The organism is Mesorhizobium sp. M0514, assembly GCF_040321145.1.
Lineage (GTDB): Bacteria > Pseudomonadota > Alphaproteobacteria > Rhizobiales > Rhizobiaceae > Mesorhizobium.
Map to the genome: position 1 here is coordinate 12,704 of NZ_JAMYQZ010000075.1, position 17,664 is coordinate 30,367.

General features: G+C 63.5%; 14 protein-coding genes and 1 tRNA gene. 11 read left to right on the forward strand and 4 right to left on the reverse strand.

The annotated features are described in order from the left end of the window. Window positions 1-191: 191 nt before the first annotated feature. Window positions 192-5,240 (forward strand): autotransporter outer membrane beta-barrel domain-containing protein, encoded by a 5,049-nt coding sequence (locus tag NKI61_RS24930; protein ID WP_352841378.1) that lies wholly within the window; start codon window positions 192-194, stop codon window positions 5,238-5,240. A gap of 904 nt (window positions 5,241-6,144) precedes the next feature. Here NKI61_RS24930 and NKI61_RS24935 read toward each other — a convergent pair. Continuing rightward, entirely contained in the window at window positions 6,145-6,543 is a 399-nt protein-coding gene (locus NKI61_RS24935) for a hypothetical protein (protein ID WP_023740898.1), read from the reverse strand. Between the two features lie 509 nt (window positions 6,544-7,052). On the opposite strand from NKI61_RS24935, the gene NKI61_RS24940 reads away from it, so the two are divergent. After that, window positions 7,053-7,505, forward strand: a complete 453-nt coding sequence (locus NKI61_RS24940; RefSeq protein ID WP_023740899.1) for a BA14K family protein — start codon at window positions 7,053-7,055, stop codon at window positions 7,503-7,505. 232 nt (window positions 7,506-7,737) lie between these two features. On the opposite strand, the gene NKI61_RS24945 is transcribed toward NKI61_RS24940, so the two are convergent. Next, window positions 7,738-7,827, reverse strand: a tRNA-Ser gene (locus NKI61_RS24945). 360 nt (window positions 7,828-8,187) lie between these two features. On the opposite strand from NKI61_RS24945, the gene NKI61_RS24950 reads away from it, so the two are divergent. The 3 genes from NKI61_RS24950 (at window position 8,188) to NKI61_RS24960 (ending at window position 10,616) form a co-directional block, all read left to right on the forward strand. Further along, complete coding sequence (locus tag NKI61_RS24950; protein WP_023707593.1) at window positions 8,188-8,934, forward strand: hypothetical protein; 747 nt, start codon at window positions 8,188-8,190, stop codon at window positions 8,932-8,934. A gap of 116 nt (window positions 8,935-9,050) precedes the next feature. Then, entirely contained in the window at window positions 9,051-9,374 is a 324-nt protein-coding gene (locus NKI61_RS24955; protein WP_023683176.1) for a hypothetical protein, read from the forward strand. 252 nt (window positions 9,375-9,626) lie between these two features. After that, window positions 9,627-10,616, forward strand: a complete 990-nt coding sequence (locus NKI61_RS24960; protein ID WP_023683177.1) for a BMP family lipoprotein — start codon at window positions 9,627-9,629, stop codon at window positions 10,614-10,616. Between the two features lie 319 nt (window positions 10,617-10,935). Here the strand turns inward: NKI61_RS24960 and NKI61_RS24965 are convergent, their stop codons facing one another. Both NKI61_RS24965 and NKI61_RS24970 read right to left on the reverse strand, forming a co-directional pair. Beyond that, window positions 10,936-11,349 carry a hypothetical protein gene (locus NKI61_RS24965; RefSeq protein ID WP_352499055.1) on the reverse strand — a complete coding sequence of 138 codons (414 nt, stop codon included), beginning with the start codon at window positions 11,347-11,349 and terminating at the stop codon, window positions 10,936-10,938. A 13-nt stretch (window positions 11,350-11,362) separates the two neighbouring features. After that, entirely contained in the window at window positions 11,363-11,569 is a 207-nt protein-coding gene (locus NKI61_RS24970; protein WP_196813821.1) for a SlyX family protein, read from the reverse strand. Between the two features lie 216 nt (window positions 11,570-11,785). Here NKI61_RS24970 and NKI61_RS24975 point away from each other — a divergent pair, with 216 nt between their 5' ends. The 6 genes from NKI61_RS24975 to NKI61_RS25000 form a co-directional block, all read left to right on the forward strand. Then, a complete protein-coding gene (locus NKI61_RS24975; RefSeq protein WP_023747100.1) occupies window positions 11,786-13,318 on the forward strand; it encodes an ABC transporter ATP-binding protein in 1,533 nt (510 codons plus the stop codon). Continuing rightward, window positions 13,315-14,454, forward strand: a complete 1,140-nt coding sequence (locus tag NKI61_RS24980) for an ABC transporter permease (protein WP_023747101.1) — start codon at window positions 13,315-13,317, stop codon at window positions 14,452-14,454. Before NKI61_RS24975 ends, NKI61_RS24980 begins: the two co-directional genes overlap by 4 nt. A gap of 1 nt (window position 14,455) precedes the next feature. Next, window positions 14,456-15,427: an ABC transporter permease gene (locus NKI61_RS24985; RefSeq protein WP_023683182.1), complete on the forward strand. Its 972-nt coding sequence runs from the start codon at window positions 14,456-14,458 to the stop codon at window positions 15,425-15,427. Between the two features lie 106 nt (window positions 15,428-15,533). Continuing rightward, entirely contained in the window at window positions 15,534-15,926 is a 393-nt protein-coding gene (gene cdd, locus NKI61_RS24990) for a cytidine deaminase (protein ID WP_023683183.1), read from the forward strand. Window positions 15,927-15,938: 12 nt separating this feature from the next. Then, window positions 15,939-16,757, forward strand: coding sequence for a purine-nucleoside phosphorylase (locus tag NKI61_RS24995; RefSeq protein WP_023686468.1), 819 nt, complete (start codon window positions 15,939-15,941; stop codon window positions 16,755-16,757). Next, on the forward strand, window positions 16,757-17,664 hold a 908-nt coding region (locus NKI61_RS25000; RefSeq protein ID WP_352841383.1), incomplete at its 3' end, for a thymidine phosphorylase. The genes NKI61_RS24995 and NKI61_RS25000, both read left to right, overlap by 1 nt.

The window sequence follows — 17,664 nt, forward strand, 5'->3', positions numbered from 1 at the left end:
TTCTCGCGATTCCGTAAGGTCTCTGTTTAATAAGCTATATCTAATATTGACTATTTTCTGTCGGTCAAAAGTCGCAGACTTCATTTTACTGATCACCGTTAGCTTCTTGGTAGCTCTCACGACTATAAACTTCTTGCGGGCGAATAGCTTTCATGTTGCCTTCGCGCACTCAGGAATCAGGGAGCTTAGGCATGGCGGAGCGGATTGCGCGTGATGGGTTTTGGGTTTTGCATCTCGCGCGCTTGCCGCAAGTCGTGTCGCTTCGCTCCGGCACTTCCGCCTTGACGATCCTAACTGTTGCCCTTGCGCTGAGCGCCGCGCCGGCTCGGGCCGATGGCGGCAATGGTAGCAGCGCAGGCGCTGGACAAGGTGGCGTTGACGGCGCGCTCGCGAGTGCCACGGGTCAGAATGCCGCCAATGGCGCGACCGCTGGTGGCGGTGGTGGCGGCATTGACCTCACGACGGGTGACGGGGCGCCAGGAGGATCGGGAGCGGTAAGTGGGACAGCCAACAACCCAAATGGCGTTGCCGGTGCCACTGGTGCTACGGGTCTGGTCATCTCGACAGACGGGACCATTGCAACCAGCATCAGCGGCGGGGCCGGCGCTTTGGGCTCCCCTGGCACGAATGGCGTCGTCAGGAGCGGCGGCGGTGGCGGTGGCGGTGTGGGCGTCAGTGCCACGGCCGACGTTACAGTCACTGGCACAGGATCGGTGAGTGGTGGCACTGGCGGCCGAGGTGGGACCAATGGCAACAGCGGCAGCGGTGGTGGCGGCGTCGGCATATTCTCGTCCGCAAACGTGTTTGTAGAGGCGGGCGGCAGCGTTACCGGCGGCACGAGTCTTTCCACAATTGGGGTCCAAGCAGGTGGTGGCGGCGGCGCAGCTGCCATCGTCCTGATGGGCGGCGGGACAATCCAGAACAGCGGGAATCTGCTCGGGGGTGCCGGTGGAAGAACAGTTCTCGGCGGCGGTGGGGACGGTGGCGCCGCTGTTCTGCTGCTTTCAGGTGGAACCGTCATCAACAAGCTAGGTGCGACGATCGTTGGCGGCAGTGGCGGTCAGGGCTCCTTGGCAGGCGGCGATGGCGCCGCAGGGATCAAGGGCGCCAACATCGCGGTCATCAATGCGGGTACGATCAGCGGCGGTGCCGTCGGCACCGGTGGCGGAACGCCGGCAGCCGGCAAAGCCATCCAGTTCACCGGCGGCGTCAATTCGCTGGAGATTCAGGCCGGCTCCACCATCATAGGCAATGTGGTCGCTTTCAGCGCCGCGGATACATTCAAGCTGGGTGGCGATATCAGCGCCAGTTTCGGTGTGTCGCAGATCGGCGCTGGCGCCAAATATGACGGGTTTGGGTTCTACGAGAAAACCGGAAACAGCACCTGGACCCTAACGGGGACGACAACTGCCGTCACGCCTTGGACCTTGTCCGGCGGGACCCTGCAAATTTCGAGTGACAACAATCTGGGCGCCCTCTCGGGCGGCTTGACCTTCGACGGCGGCACGTTGCGCACGACCACCAGCTTCGCCACCAATCGCAATGTCCTGATCAATTTGACCGGCGGGTTCGACATGGTGGCAGGCACGCAGTTGGACGTGTCAGGCCAGGTGACCGGCACCGGCACACTGGTCAAGAGCGGCGCCGGCACGCTCAACGTCAGCAATTTGTCCAACAGCTATACGGGTGGCAACATCGTCAATGCAGGAACGCTTGCCGGCAACACCGTGGCGATCCGTGGCGACATCCTGGACAACGGCGCTGTCTCGTTTCTCGACCTCGGCCCCCTCACCTTCGGCGGAAATATCTCCGGCTCGGGCAGCGTCGACATCGAAGGCTTCGGCACGCTGACGCTGACCGGTGCCAACACCCACAGCGGCGGCACCAAGGTCGGGACCGGCAAAAGCATCTCGGTCGCGTCGGACCAGAATCTGGGTGCCGCTACGGGCCTGCTGACACTCGACGGCGGCGAACTCGGCACGACAGCAAGCTTCGCCATGAGCCGCGATGTCAAGCTCACTTCCGCCTATGGCTACTTCCGCGCGGCGGCGGGTACGACGCTGACCGCGAATGGCGAGCTGAGCGGCGTGGGCGGCGTCTACAAGGAGGGCGCCGGCACCCTGGTGCTCAACGGCGACAGCACCTATTCCGGCCGCACCACGGTCGACGGGGGCAAGCTCGTCGTCGAAGGTTCGCTTGGGAATACCGAAACGACGGTCAACAGCGGCGGCACGCTGGGCGGCTCCGGCTCGATAGGCGGCGCGGTGATCGTCGCCGATGGCGGTGTGCTGGCGCCGGGGTCCAGCCCTGGCACGCTTACGGTCGGATCGCTCAGCCTGAGCTCCGGTTCTATGCTCGACTACGAGCTCGGCCAGGCGGGCATTGTCGGCGGCGGTGTCAACGACCTGATCGAGGTGACCGGCGCGCTGACGCTGGACGGCAGCCTCAACATCACCGATGTCGGCGGCTTCGGGCCTGGCGTCTACCGGCTAATCAATTATGGCGGCGCACTCACCGACAATGGTCTCGAGCTCGGCAATCTGCCGGCCGGTGTCACGGCCGCCGACCTGACGGTGCAGACCTCCGTCGCCAACCAGGTCAATCTCGTCAGCAGCGTCGGCACCGACTTGCTCTTCTGGGATGGTGACGCGGCCGGCAATGCCAACAATGATCTGGTCGACGGCGGCAACGGCACGTGGACGGCGACAAGCCTGAACTGGACGACGAGCACCGGCCTGGTAACTGGCGCGATGAAGCCGCAGCCCGGCTTCGCCATCTTCCAGACGCTCGGCGGCACCGTCATCGCCGACGGCAGCGCCGGCGCGCTTGCGATTACGGGCATGCAATTCGCCGCCGATGGCTACCGCATCGAAGGCGACGCCATCACGCTTGATGGCGCTGGCGGCGAGAGCATCATTCGGGTCGGCGACGGCACGGTGGCCGGAGCAGGTTACACCGCCACCATCGCCTCCGTGCTAACCGGGACCAGCAGCCTGACCAAGACCGATGCGGGCACGCTGGTGCTGTCCGGCGCCAACACCTACACGGGCGGCACCACCGTCCTGGGCGGCGTGCTATCTGTTTCAGCCGACAACAATCTCGGCGTTGCCGCTGGCGGCCTGACGCTCTCCGGCGGGACGCTGCGCAACACAGCGGCGTTCAGCTCGGCGCGCGACGTCACGCTTTCGTCGGCCGGCGGCACCTTCGACACTGTGGCCGACCTGACCTTGTCCGGTGCGATCTCTGGCGCTGGCAGCCTTGCCAAGACCGGCGCCGGCACGCTGACGCTTACGGGAACGAACAGCTATGGCGGCAACACGTTGGTCAGCGCTGGCACGCTGGTCGGCGATGCAACCTCGATTCGTGGCGACATCGGCAATTCCGGCACTGTCGTGTTCGACCAGGCGGCGGACGCCAGCTTCGCCGGCGATATCTCCGGCACCGGCGCAATGATGAAGGATGGCGCCGGCGTGCTGACGCTGTCAGGCACGTCGCTGCTGGACTGGACCGTCAATCAAGGCGGCCTCGTCTCGGCAGCCGAGCGCTTCGGTGGCGATGTCGCGATCGGCGCCGGCGCCTCCTTCACATTCGACCAAGTCGCCTCCGCCAGCTATGCCGGCGTGCTCTCGGGCGCCGGTACGTTCATCAAGGACGGCCAAGGCACGCTGCTGCTTGCGTTGGACAACTCAGGCTTTACCGGCGCCACTACGGTCAGCGGCGGCACGCTTGCCGCGGGCGCTGCGAACGCGTTCAGTTCCTCCTCGCAGTTTTCCGTCGCCTCGGGCGCCACGCTCGATCTTGCCGGCACGTCCCAGACGATTGCGGGGCTGAGCAACGCCGGAACGGTGCGCATCGCGGGTGGCGTCCCAGGCGACACACTTACCGTAAGCGGCGACTATGTCGGCAATAGCGGCGCCGTCGTTCTCAACGCTGCGCTCGGTGGTGACGGTTCGCCGACAGACATGCTGGTGATCGCCGGCAACACGTCAGGGACGGGTACCCTTCAGGTCGTCAATTTCGGCGGGTCGGGCGCCCAAACGGTCGGAGGCATCAAGATCGTCGACGTCGGCGGCGTCTCGAACGGCAGCTTCTCGCTCGACGGCAATTATACCTTCGAAGGCGATGCAGCGGTCGTCGCGGGCGCCTACGCATACAGGCTCTACAAGAACGGCGTCAGCACGCCGGCCGACGGCGACTGGTATCTGCGTTCGGCCCTGATCAACGGCGATCCCGATCCGCAGCCGCTCTATTCGCCCGGCGTGCCGCTGTACGAGGCCTATGAAGGGGTGCTGCAGGCCTTCAATGAACTGGGCACCATGCAGCAGCGCATTGGCAATCGGTCGTGGGGCGAGGGTGCTACGCCGCAAGGTGCGGACCTGCCAGGCCAGGGCTCGGTCGACGGCAAGGCGATATGGGCGCGCATCGAGGCTGCCCATGCCGAGATCAAGCCGGAGACGTCGACCTCCGGCACGAACTATGACGTGACCACCTGGAAGCTGCAGGCCGGCGTCGATGGACTGCTGCACGAAAGCGACGCCGGCACCTTGATCGGAGGGATTACGGCCCACTACGGAACCGCGTCGTCGGACGTCTCCTCGATCTTCGGGGCAGGGTCGATCGCTGCCACCGGCTACGGCGTCGGCAGCACGCTCACCTGGTTCGGCAGCGGTGGCTTCTACGTCGACGCGCAGGCTGAGGCGACATGGTACGACAGTGACATCCGGTCGGCCACGCTGGGCACCACGCTTGCGGACGGCAACAACGGTTTCGGCTACGGGCTGAGCGTGGAGACCGGACAGAAGATCGCCCTCAACGGCAACTGGTCGCTGACGCCGCAGGCCCAGCTTGCCTATTCCTCCGTCGACTTCGACACGTTCACCGACCCGTTTGGCGCCGTCGTGTCGCCCGGCAGCAGCAACAGCCTCGTCGGTCGCCTCGGCCTCTCCGCGGACTATGAAGACCAGTGGGTGGACGATGCGGGGCAAGTCAGCCGCACCCACATCTACGGGCTCGGCAACCTCTACTATGACTTCCTCGACGGAAATGATGTCGATGTGTCCGGCACGAAACTGGTCAGCGAAAATCAGGCGCTGTGGGGCGGTGTCGGCCTTGGTGGCTCGCTGAGCTGGGCGGACGGTCGCTACGCCGTCTTCGGAGAAGGGACAGCGCGGACAAGCCTCAAGGATTTCGGCGATAGCCACGCCCTGGGCGCCAAGCTCGGGTTCGCTGTGAAATGGTAGCGGCGATCAAGCTGGACATGTCGACTTTGGCTTGAGGGTCGTGTCCGGCACGGCTATGGAATCCGGACTTGCGGGCCACCCGGCTCGTCGCCCTCGGACGTTTCCTTACCGGCTGCCGGCACCAAGTACCAGGCTCGCATCCGAAGCACCCTGGCGGTCGATCACAGGGATGCCAGCGCGCTGGACATGCGTTCCAGTCCTTGGCGCAACAGAGGACGCGGGCAGCCGACATTCAGGCGGATGAAGCCTTCGCCGCCAGGCCCATAGACGCGGCCATCGTAGAGATTAACCCCGGCCCGAACTGCTGCTGCGGGTAGCCAGTTGATGAACTTGCCAGCCGAAAGCGTTTGCGCAAGGCAAAACAGCCGGTCGGCCCCGCGCCTCTTTCCCCTACGCAAGAGGTGCGGGCGATGTCGCGGGCTTCAGTCCTTGTGCGGGACGATATAGCGACGGCTCACCGAATCCGCCCCTGTGCCCCGCGTGACGACAATGGTCCTGTATCCCGCGGGAACGGAACCTGTAGCCATCGGATCGATTAAACGGCATCGACCGACAATCTCTCCGTTGGGCGCGTCCGCGAGCCTCCTCGCTAGCGTCAACTGGCATGTGTCAAGGGATCCGAAAACGGCCGGTGATGTACCGAGTGGTTCGCAGACTCCCTGGCCGGGGCTGCAAGAAAGCAAAACTAGCACAGCAGCCGTTACCGGATCCATTTTTGAAGCTCCCTCCGCGAATGAGCCTCAACGCGCTATGTCGCAGTTTGTTTCATTAAGCCCGGTTGTGCCGAGCCCGGCCAGCAGGGGCAGGAAGCCATGCCCACTATATCGCGCTGCCGGAATCGCCAGACGCCGGCAGCAACCAGCGAGATGACAAGGCGCGGATGTAGAGCGGGACGAAGCTTATATCAGTGGTGGGTCTTTCGATCCGCCAGCGTAAGCGCTTCGTCTATTTGTTGGCGCAGGCGGGTGAGGTCGTCCAACCGAAAATCAAGCGGCAGTTCCGCTCCACTCTCCAATCGGAGAAAGATGGCTACAGTGCCGTCCTCTTTCATGGCCAGTTGAGTGCTCGTTATAGAAATGCCCTGCAGTTTTGGTGTCATTTCGGCAGGAAGAGTGGCGACGAGCTTTCCCATCTCGGCCGAGAGGGCAGCAATTGCCAAAGGAACACATTGTGCGGAGAAATCGAGTTGGAATCTCTTTGTGTCGATTGATCCAAATGTGACCGACACCGTGCCTAAGGCGGCGTCGATCCCAGATGCTAAAACTACATCCAGAACCGGAGCCTTCATAACCGTGTCCGCCATGGCGTTCCCCCGCTTTGTTGAATCGCAGCAAATCATCATCCCTGCGCCGGCACAAGGACACGCCCAACGCTCCCCGCCAACCATGGGATCTACGCCTTGTCGACAAGTCGCGTCTTCCGCTTCGGCGCTACGTAGCTCTCCACTAAGCGAGCGTGGAAATTCGAACTCGGCGCAATGATAACCCACAAAGACCAAATCTTGCCGTCTATGGTTATGGGAGGGGTTAGGACCAGCAAGGTCCGCGGGATTTGCGGCGTGCGATCCTTCATGAACGTGGATCCCAATCGGGATAGATCTTGGCGGACAGCCTAAAGCCGATTGATGACGAGGCATGGGCGCATTGCATTCTGACTCCGGAGATGGTTGCGAAGCTCTCCGCCTAACCGCTCCGCATCGCAAACGACAGAACCCCGCCAAGTGTGGGGTTTTGTTGTGGCAGGCGGGCGGAACCGGAACGCTCTTAAACCGTTTAAAGCCCATAAGGGACGGCAACGGAAAGATAGAAGATCATGAATAAGATTGTATCGGGTATGCTGGCGGCCACGCTGTCAGTTTCGTTCGCGGCCACCGCCGCTGTGCCTGCAGGTGCAGCGCAAATGTTCACGCCGCAGGCGCCTTCGGCGTCGTCCGATGTGCAGGCGGTGGACTACAAGCCGTGGATGAAGCATCGCGGCGATCGCAATTCCTCGCGCTACAACAATGACGGCCCCTACTGGAACGGCCATCGCGGCTCGCGCCATTACCGACACGGCTATCGCCGCCACGGCGATTTCTGGTTCCCCGCCGGAGCATTCATTGCCGGCGCCCTGATTACCGGCGCGCTCAACAACAACCATCGCGTCTACCGGGGTGGCGATTCGCATGTGCAGTGGTGCTACGATCATTACCGTAGCTACCGCGCCTCGGACAACACCTACCAGCCGAACTACGGCCCTCGTCGGGAGTGCAATTCTCCCTACTGAGATTTTTGACCGAAATGAGAACCCCGCTTCGGCGGGGTTTTTCTTTGTGTGAGGCGTGACGGCGAATTAGGGTTACGAGACCCGACATCGCTGTGAGGGACAAACAAATGCTCCGCCGCCACGAGACTCAAGATATCCGGCTGGGCAAGGTTCCGAAGAGTTGCTACCGTCGAGTTTCCTCGGTTATGGCAGATCGATAAATAGTCAAAAAATACAATAAAATCAACGGCGATGGCGGAGAGAGCGGGATTCGAACCCGCGTTACGGTCTCCCGTAAACACACTTTCCAGGCGTGCGCCTTCAACCACTCGGCCACCTCTCCGTCCTTGCATTCGCGCCGGCCGGTTTTGCCACGCGGGTTGGGGAGATGCATCCCTTTGGGATTTGCGGGAAGACCCGCTTGATGGACACCGCCAACCAGCGGATGCCCTTCCCGGCGCCCGTCAATTAAACAGGCGCGGGGCTCATCTAGTCGATCCGGCGCCGAATGCCAAGCCATAACGGCAGTCTATTCGCTTTGCCGGCCATGCATCGTTTCGCGGGGCGTTGAACGGCTCCGCTTCTAAGGCGCTTCGGTTCTGAATGGTGTTCCACGGGCAAGGCGGCAGGGCCGGCCGCGCTTGACTTCGCCCCTCGCCACCTGTCGAGTGCGGCGGAGGCTTTGCGAGGGCAACGTCCAGACATGACATCGAGCAATGAACAGCCGGCCAGCGGAACGCCGGCCGGAGGCATGCCAGGCGGGCTGACGCCCGCAGGGCGTTCGGACAGCGGGCTGTCCTTCGTGCCCGTGGTCTGGCTCCTCTTCGTCATGGCATGGTCGGTCTACTGGCTGGTCTCGGCGCGGTGGCTGTTCGAGAGTTCCGGCGTGCCGGACAGGATCTTCTATTTCGTGCTTGGCGGACTGGCCTTCGACATCGTCACCATCGTGTGGGGGCTTTATCTGCTCGGCCTCGCCTTCAGCCGTTCCGCGCGCTTTCCGCGTCATTTCACCATCTGGCAGATCACCACCATCGCCTGGCGGCTGGCCGAGCAGGTCTATGCGCTGACCGTGCCCGATTTCACCGTCTCCGCCAGGGAGCTTGCGATCGCCGCCACCGAAATCGTCATCGGCCTGTTTTGCATTTACCTGCTGCGCCGCCGCGACGAGGCCAAGGCCTTTTATGCAAGGCCGGAAGCGCAGGCACCGTCAGCCTTTGGTTCGATCGTCGCCGCGTTGGCCGGCATCATCCTCGGCGCCGTCGTCGGCACTGTCGCCGGCTTCGCGCTTGGCGCGGGGATCGCCGAAGCCACCGACATCAGCTGTTTCGAAGGCGGCTGCGGCTACTTCGCGGTGTTCATCGGCCTTGCCGGGCTGGTGGTCGGGGCCATTGGCGGCGGCGTCCTCGGCGTCTGGCTCGTCCATCGGCGGAGCCGAAAGGTGGCCATATAGGCGGGCGATAGGCTTCAAATTCGCGTATGGCGATTGCACGCCGGGCGTGCGCATTCTATTCCTCGCCTTTGACCGGAAGGTCCTCGGGAGGAACTTGAGGACCGGGGAAGATTTCGATGTTGCGTTTTTTGTTTCGCCTCGCGGCCATGATCGCACTCTCGGTCGCCGTCATCATGGCCGTGCTCGACGCGACGCGCTCGGTGGCGGCTTCCACTTTGGTCATGACGCCGCTGAATTCGAGCTGGCTGGCGGTTTCGCCCGACACCCGCGCGGCCTTCGAGACCTTTGTGCGCGCCAAGGTCAATCCGATGATATGGGATGGCGGCATCGCCTGGGTGCTTGCCCAGCCGGGGTTTGCCGTCTTCGCGGTGCTTGCCTTCATCCTCTATGCGATCGGCTACCGGCGCCGGCGGCGCGGCGGAGAATTCGCGCCGGGCTGATGGGTTGTCCCAGCGGACTTGCGACGACAACGCGGCAATCGTCCACAGCTGTCACCGCATTGGGCATGTTTTTCCAACGGGGGGCATGCTTTTCCAAAAGGTCAAAATTCCGCGTGAATTTTGTTTCGGGCCGTGCCAGATTGCCTTGAGCGGGAGGGGAGTACACTCCTGGCTGATGCCGCATGCCTGCCGGAGAACCGGGCAGGCGGGCGGCGCGTAACGGAAAAAAATAACCGACAGGGTGTGGATCACATGAAACGTATCGTTCTCGGCCTCCTGGCCGCAACCGCAATGGTTCTTCCGGCTTTCGCCGCGGATGTCCAGCCGGCCATCCTCTACGATCTCGGCGGCAAGTTCGACAAATCCTTCAACGAGGCTGCCTATCACGGCGCCGAAAAGTTCAAGACCGAGACCGGCACCGCCTATGTCGAGTTCGAAGTGTCGAACGCCTCGCAACGCGAGCAGGCGCTGCGCCGCTTCGCCGAGGACGGCCGCAACCCGATCGTCATGGCCGGCTTTGCCTGGGAGGATGCGCTGAAGGTGGTCGCGAAGGAATATCCCGATCTCAACTTCGCCATCATCGACGATGCCGTCGATATGCCCAATGTCCGTTCGCTTGTGTTCAAGGAAAACGAAGGCTCCTATCTCGTCGGCATCCTGGCGGCGATGGCCTCGAAGTCCAAGAAGGTCTCCTTCATCGGCGGCATGGACATTCCGCTGATCCGCAAGTTCGAATGCGGCTATGTCGGCGGCGCCAAGGCGGCCGGTGCGACCGATGTCATCCAGAACATGACCGGTGACACGCCCGCGGCGTGGAACGATCCGGCCAAGGGCGGCGAGATCGCCAAGACGCAGATCGACCAGGGCTCCGACGTGGTCTATGCCGCGGCCGGCGGCACCGGCGTCGGCGTGCTGCAAGCAGCGGCGGATGCCGGCAAGCTCGGCATCGGCGTCGATTCCAACCAGAACGGCCTGCAGCCCGGCAAGGTGCTGACCTCGATGCTGAAGCGCGTCGACGTGGCCGTCTACACCGCCTTCATGGACGGCAAGAACGGCACCTTCAAAGGCGGCCTGCAAAATCTCGGCCTCAAGGAAGGCGGCGTCGACTACGCCATGGACGACAACAACAAGGCGCTGGTCACCGACGAGATGAAGGCTGCCGTCGAAAAGGCCAAGGCCGACATCATCGCCGGCACGATCCAGGTGCACGACTACACCGCCGACAACGCCTGCCCGTATTGATTGGTAAGCGCTGAGGTTTGGAACCGCCGGGTGAAAGCCCGGCGGTTTTGTTTGAGGGCTTTAAAGGACGTTGAGGATTGGCGGAGGTCCCGGCGACGTCCGATCTCCCCCCTTGCGGGGGAGATGCCTGGCAAGGCAGAGGGGGGTGCTGTCCCTCGGCCTAACAGCCAATTACGGTTCATTCTGGAGCCATTCAAGGTTGGCGATCCTTCACACCCCCCTCTGGCCTGCCGGCCATCTCCCCCGCAAGGGGGGAGATCGGCAGTTCCGGCGTTGCGGGTCCTTCTTCGCAAGAATCCATATGCGATTGCCTTGGACGTCAGGGCAGAAGCGCACCGCCGGTCGACAACAAGCCCAAGAGATAACCCAGCGCAAACACCACCATCAGCGCAATGGCGATAGCGAAGCCGCGTCGGCCACCGAGCGAATGCACGCCGACGCCATAGGGCTTCCGCTCCAGTCTGCCGATCACCGGCTTCGCTTCGTCCTGGCCGACCACACGCATCTGCGGCAGTTCGGCGATGCGTTGCGAGATCAGCCGCCAGCGATCGCCGTCGCCCGAGGGCCGCCCCGTGCGGTCGAAGACATGCATGCGCTCGGCCAGCCGCATCACCGTGTCGCGGAAGGCGGGATCGATCTCCAGGTCGCGCTCGGCACGTTCGCGGTCGCGATCGTTCATCAGGCCAAGCACATAATCGCCCGCCCGCGCAACGCGATCGCTTTCACTGGCCAAAGGCTTCTCCTTGCTACCAGTGCGGCGGTTTGGTTATCGGCACGTCGGGTGCCGATTGTTCCTCCAGCGCCATGAAGCGCCCGGTCAGGGCATCGAGCTTGCGCTGCATGCGTTCGATCGCCGTCCACTGCTCGGCGATCTGGCCCGACAGTTCCTCGATGGTCTTTTCCTGCTCGGCGGCGCGGATTTCCAGCGTCGTCAGCCGGTCGACAGGCATGATCATTCGAAACTCCCCAGGTCCTGGTGCACGCAGTTGCAGCATGATGCGACTGTTGAGCCTTGCATATTAGTGAATGTGAAGGTCTGGGCCACGTTCGAAATTGACAAGCGCACCGGGATTTGTCGAGAGTGGCCACTGCGCCGCCAATTGGCACGGGTGGGGCATCATGCTAGGCGTTTTGACCAAGCGATAAAAAATAAGAGTGGGACAGGCTGCATGGCGCAAGCCGCAATCGAACTGATCGGCATCAACAAGAGTTTTGGCGCCGTTCGCGCCAATCGCGACATCAATCTGGAGATCGCACGCGGCACCATCCACGGCATTGTCGGCGAGAACGGCGCCGGCAAGTCGACGCTGATGTCGATCCTCTACGGCTTCTACCAGGCCGACAGCGGCGAGATCCGCGTCGGCGGCAAGCCGGCGTCGATCAAGACTTCCAACGACGCCATCGCGCTCGGCATCGGCATGGTGCACCAGCACTTCATGCTGGTCGACAATTTCACCGTGCTGGAAAACATCATCCTCGGCGCCGAAAGCGATGCGCTGTTGAAAAAGAGCATCGCCAAGGCGCGCTCCGAACTGGAGCGGCTCGAGCGCGAATACGGGCTGGAAGTCGATCCCGACGCCATCATCGAGGAATTGCCGGTCGGCCTGCAGCAGCGTGTCGAAATCCTGAAGGCGCTTTATCGCGGCGCCGAGATCCTGATTCTCGACGAGCCGACGGGCGTGTTGACGCCGGCCGAGGCCGACCATCTGTTCCGCATCCTCAGGCAATTGAAGGACCAGGGGAAAACGGTGGTGCTGATCACCCACAAGCTGCGCGAGATCATGGCCATCACCGACAATGTCTCGGTCATGCGCCAGGGCACGATGGTGGCGACGCGCGAGACCAGCAAGACGACAGTCGGCGAACTGGCCGAACTGATGGTCGGGCGGCGCGTGCTGCTGCGGGTCGAAAAGGGCGAGACGGAGGCCGGCGCGGTCAAGCTCGCAGTCAAGAACCTGACGGTGAAAGACCAGCGCGGCGTCACCATGGTCGACGACATCTCCTTCGATATCCGCGCCGGCGAGATCGTCGGCATTGCCGGTGTCGCCGGCAACGGCCAGTCCGAACTGCTCGAGGCGATTTCCGGCATCAGGCGCGCGGTTTCCGGCTCGGTGATGCTCGACGACAAGCCGATCGACCTGACCGGGGCCGCCGATCCCGGCGAGTTGCGCGACCGTGGGCTCGCCCATGTGCCGGAGGACCGCCATCATGTGGGCCTGGTGCTGGCCTTCGAGGAGAACGAGAATTCGATCCTCGGCTACCATGACGACCCGCGCTACCTCAAAGGGCCGTTCCTCAACATCGACGCCATCATGGCCGATGCCAAGGACAAGATCGAGAAATACGACATCCGTCCCGGCAATCCGCGTCTCAAGACGGCGAATTTCTCCGGCGGCAACCAGCAGAAGATCGTGCTGGCGCGAGAAATGGAGCAGGATCCCGGTGTTCTGATCGTCGGCCAGCCGACTCGCGGCGTCGATGTCGGCGCCATAGAATTCATCCACAAGCGGCTGATTGCCATGCGCGACCAGGGCAAGGCGGTGCTGGTGGTGTCGGTCGAACTCGACGAGATCCGTTCGCTGTCCGACCGCATCCTGGTGATGTTTGCCGGGCGCATCGTCGGCGAACGTGGCCCCGAGGCGACCGAAGGCGAGCTTGGCCTGCTGATGGCAGGCGTCGATCGCCAGGAGGCGGCAGAGTGAGCACGCCTTACGCCAAGCTGCCGGCCTGGGCCGATTATGGGCTGGTCCCGCTGATCAATCTGTCGGTGGCCTTCATCGTTGCCGGTTTCGTCGTCATGCTGGTCGGCGAAAACCCGTTTCGTGCCGCCGTCATCCTGGTCGAGGGCGCTTTCGGCAAGGGAACCGGCATTGCCTTCACGCTGTTCTATGCCACCACCTTCATCTTCACCGGCCTGTCAGTGGCGGTGGCCGCACATTGCGGCCTGTTCAACATCGGGACCGAGGGCCAGGCCTATATTGCCGGCCTTGGCGTGGGCGTGGTCTGCCTCGCCTTCGACACTGTGCTGCCGTGGTGGCTGACCTTTCCGCTGGCGATCGTCGCCGGAGCCGCCGTCGGTGCGCTGTGGGCGCTGATTCCGGCCTATCTGCAGGCCAAGCGCGGGTCGCACATCGTCATCACCACCATCATGTTCAACTTCATCGCGGCCTCGATCATGGTCTACCTCCTGGTCGGGCCGTTGAAGCCGGCGGCGTCGCAGGCGCCGCAGACGCGCAACTTCCTCGCCGGCGCCGAACTGCCCAAACTCAACTGGATCATCGAACTGTTCGGCGCCAAGATCCGCTCGGCGCCGTTCAACATCTGCTTCCTGCTGGCGCTGCTCATGGCATTCCTGGTCTGGCTGCTGATCTGGCGCACCAAGCTCGGCTACGAGATGCGCACCTATGGCCACAGCCCGAAAGCGGCGCGCTATGCCGGCATTTCGGAGACCCGCATCATCATCATCGCAATGATGATTTCGGGCGCGCTGGCCGGCATGATGACGCTGAACCCGGTGATGGGCGACCAGCACAATGTGGCGATCGATTTCGTCTCCGGCGCCGGCTTCGTCGGCATCGCCGTGGCGCTGATGGGCCGACTGCATCCGGTCGGCATCGTGCTGGCGGCGATCCTGTTCGGCATGCTCTACCAGGGCGGCGCCGAACTTGCCTTCGAAATGCCGGCGATTTCCCGCGACATGATCGTCATCATCCAGGGCTTGGTCATCCTGTTTGCCGGTGCGCTGGAGCACATGTTCCGGCCCTACGTCCAGGCGCTGTTCGCCTCGTTCAGTCCAAGGTCGGTCGGCATCGAAGCGGTCAAAGGGAAGGGCGCCTGAGATGGACGTCTTCATCGCCATCGTGCAGATCCTGGACTCGACCATACGCCTGTCGGTGCCGCTGCTACTCGCTTGCCTCGCCGGCCTCTATTCGGAACGCGCCGGCGTTTTCGACATCGGGCTGGAAGGCAAGATGCTGGTCGGCGCCTTTGCAGGTGCGGCCGCCGCTTCGGTCTTCCATTCGGCCTTCCTCGGTCTCGGCATGGCGATCGTGATGTCGGTCGCCTTTGCCCTGGTGCACGGCTTCGCCTCGATCACCCATCGCGGCAACCAGATCGTCTCCGGTGTGGCCATCAACTTCGTCGCCGCCGGCTCGACCATCATTCTGGGCCAGGCCTGGTTCCAGCAGGGCGGGCGAACGCCGGCGCTGCAGCCGGGCGAGCGTTTCGAGGCCATCACTCTGCCTGGTGCTGCCGCGATCCACGATGTGCCCATCATTGGGCCGATCTATTCCGAGCTGCTCTCTGGCCATTCGATTCTGGTCTATCTCGCTTTCGCCATGGTGCCGTTCACCTGGTGGGTGTTGTTTCGAACCCGCTTCGGCCTGCGCCTGCGCGCCGTCGGCGAGAACCCGGCCGCCGTCGACACCGCCGGCATCTCGGTCGCCTGGCTGCGCTACCGGGCGCTGATCTGCACCGGTGTGCTGACCGGCATTGCCGGCGCCTACCTCTCGATGGTGCAGAATGGCGGCTTCGTGAAGGACATGACCGCGGGCAAGGGCTACATCGCACTGGCGGCGCTGATCTTTGCCAAATGGCGACCGGTCAACGCTATGTTCGCCTGCCTTCTGTTCGGCTTCCTCGACGCGGCGGCGATCCGCCTGCAGGGTTCGCCGCTACCGTTGATCGGCAAGGTGCCGGTGCAGTTCATGCAGGCGCTGCCCTATGTGCTGACCGTGATCCTGCTTGCCGGCTTCATCGGCAAGGCGATCCCGCCGCGCGCCGGCGGCGTGCCCTATGTCAAGGAACGTTGATCCGGGCGCCCAGGAGCACTGTGTCGAACATGCGGCTGGTGCTCGAAAGGCGCCAGGAAACGCAAATGGCCGGGTTTTGAACACGATCGTCGGAGAGAACGTCTAGATGTCGCATGATCTGTTCGAAGCCGCGCAGGAGGCCATGGCCAAGGCCTACGCGCCCTATTCGAAGTTTCCGGTGGGTGCGGCGTTGCGCACCGAAGACGGCCGTGTCTTCACCGGCGCCAACATCGAGGTCGCGTCCTATCCGGAAGGATGGTGCGCCGAGACCACGGCGCTCGGCCATTACATCATGGGCGGTGGCGGCAAGATTGTGGAAATCGCCGTCATTGCCTCACGCATGGCCAAATGCTCGCCCTGCGGCGGCTGCCGGCAAAGGCTGGCGGAATTCTGCCGGCCGGACACAAAGCTCTATCTTTGCGACAACACCGGCGTGGTCGAGACCGTGACCATGGGCGACATGCTGCCCTACGGGTTTCGTGGCGACATTTTGAAGTGAGAGTTGGCTGATATGAAGGAAGCTCTGGACCACCTCGTTGAAAGACTGGACGGGTTGGCGCCAACAACGGCGATGGTGCTGGGGTCGGGCCTTGGCGGGCTTGTCGACCAGGTCGAGAATGCCGTGCGCATCTCTTATGCCGACCTGCCGGGTTTCCCCCGCAGCGGGGTGACTGGCCATGCCGGCGAGGTGGTCGCGGGGCTTTTCGCCGGCACGCCGGTGCTGATGCTGTCCGGCCGCGCCCATTACTACGAGCACGGCGTTGCTGCTGCAATGCGGCCGGCGCTGGAGGTGCTTGCCGGCATCGGCATCACCAAGCTGATCCTTACCAATGCCGCCGGCTCGGTCGATCCCGACATGCTGCCAGGATCGGTGATGCTGATCACCGATCACATCAATTTCTCCGGCTCCAACCCGCTGATCGGCGAACCGAGCGACCGCCGCTTCGTCGGCCTGACCGAAGCCTATGATGCCGGCTTGCGCGCGGCGATCGAACGGGCGGCGAAGGCGACAGGGACGGCGCTGCACAAGGGCGTCTATATGTGGTTTTCCGGTCCGTGTTTCGAAACCCCTGCTGAAATCCGCATGGCGCGCGTCATGGGCGCCAATGCGGTAGGGATGTCGACCGTGCCGGAGGTCATTCTCGCCCGCTTCCTTGGGCTTCGCGTAGCCGCCTGTTCGGTGATCACCAATCTCGCCGCCGGGATGACCGGGGCGGAACTGTCGCACCAGGAGACCAAGGACATGGCGCCGATCGGCGGCGCACGGCTGGCGACGATCCTTGCGCATGTGTTCCAGGATGGGTTGCCGGAGCCGAAGGGCGCTGCCTGATGCTTCCGCAGGAAATCATCCGCCGCAAGCGCGACGGCCAGAAACTGTCCCCGCAGGAGATTTCGGCCTTCGTCGCGGGCGTGACTTCGGGCAGCGTCTCGGACGGCCAGGTCGGCGCCTTCGCCATGGCCGTGTTCTTCAACGGCATGAACCGCGACGAGGCGGTGGCGCTGACGCTCGCCATGCGCGATTCCGGCGATGTGCTCGACTGGTCGGACCTGCCGGGTCCGGTCACCGACAAACATTCGACCGGCGGCGTCGGCGACAATGTCTCGCTGATGCTGGCGCCGATCGTCGCCGCTTGCGGCGCCTATGTGCCGATGATCTCCGGCAGGGGCCTTGGGCATACCGGCGGCACGCTGGACAAAATGGATGCCATCCCAGGCTATATCAGCCAGCCGGATATCGCGCGCTTCCGCAAGACCGTGCTCGAGACCGGCTGTGCCATCATCGGCCAGACCGCCGATCTCGCGCCCGCCGACCGTCGCCTCTATGCGATCCGCGATGTGACCGGAACGGTGGAATCGGTGCCGCTGATCACTGCCTCTATCCTGTCGAAGAAACTCGCGGCCGGCCTGCAGTCGCTGGTGCTCGACGTCAAGGTCGGCAATGGCGCCTTCATGGAGAAGTCGCGCGACGCGACAGCACTGGCCAACAGCCTGGTCGAGATCGCCAACGGCGCCGGCCTGAAGGCCTCGGCGCTGGTCACCGGCATGAACGAGCCGCTGGCGTCGGCTGCCGGCAACGCGGTCGAGGTGCGCAACGCCGTCGATTTCCTCACCGGGAGGCTCCGCGACAAGCGACTGGAGGATGTGACGCTGGCGCTGGCCGCCGAGATGCTGCAATCGGCAGGGCTGGCGTCGTCCAATCAGGACGGTCTCAGGCGCGCGGCCGAGACGCTAGCCGG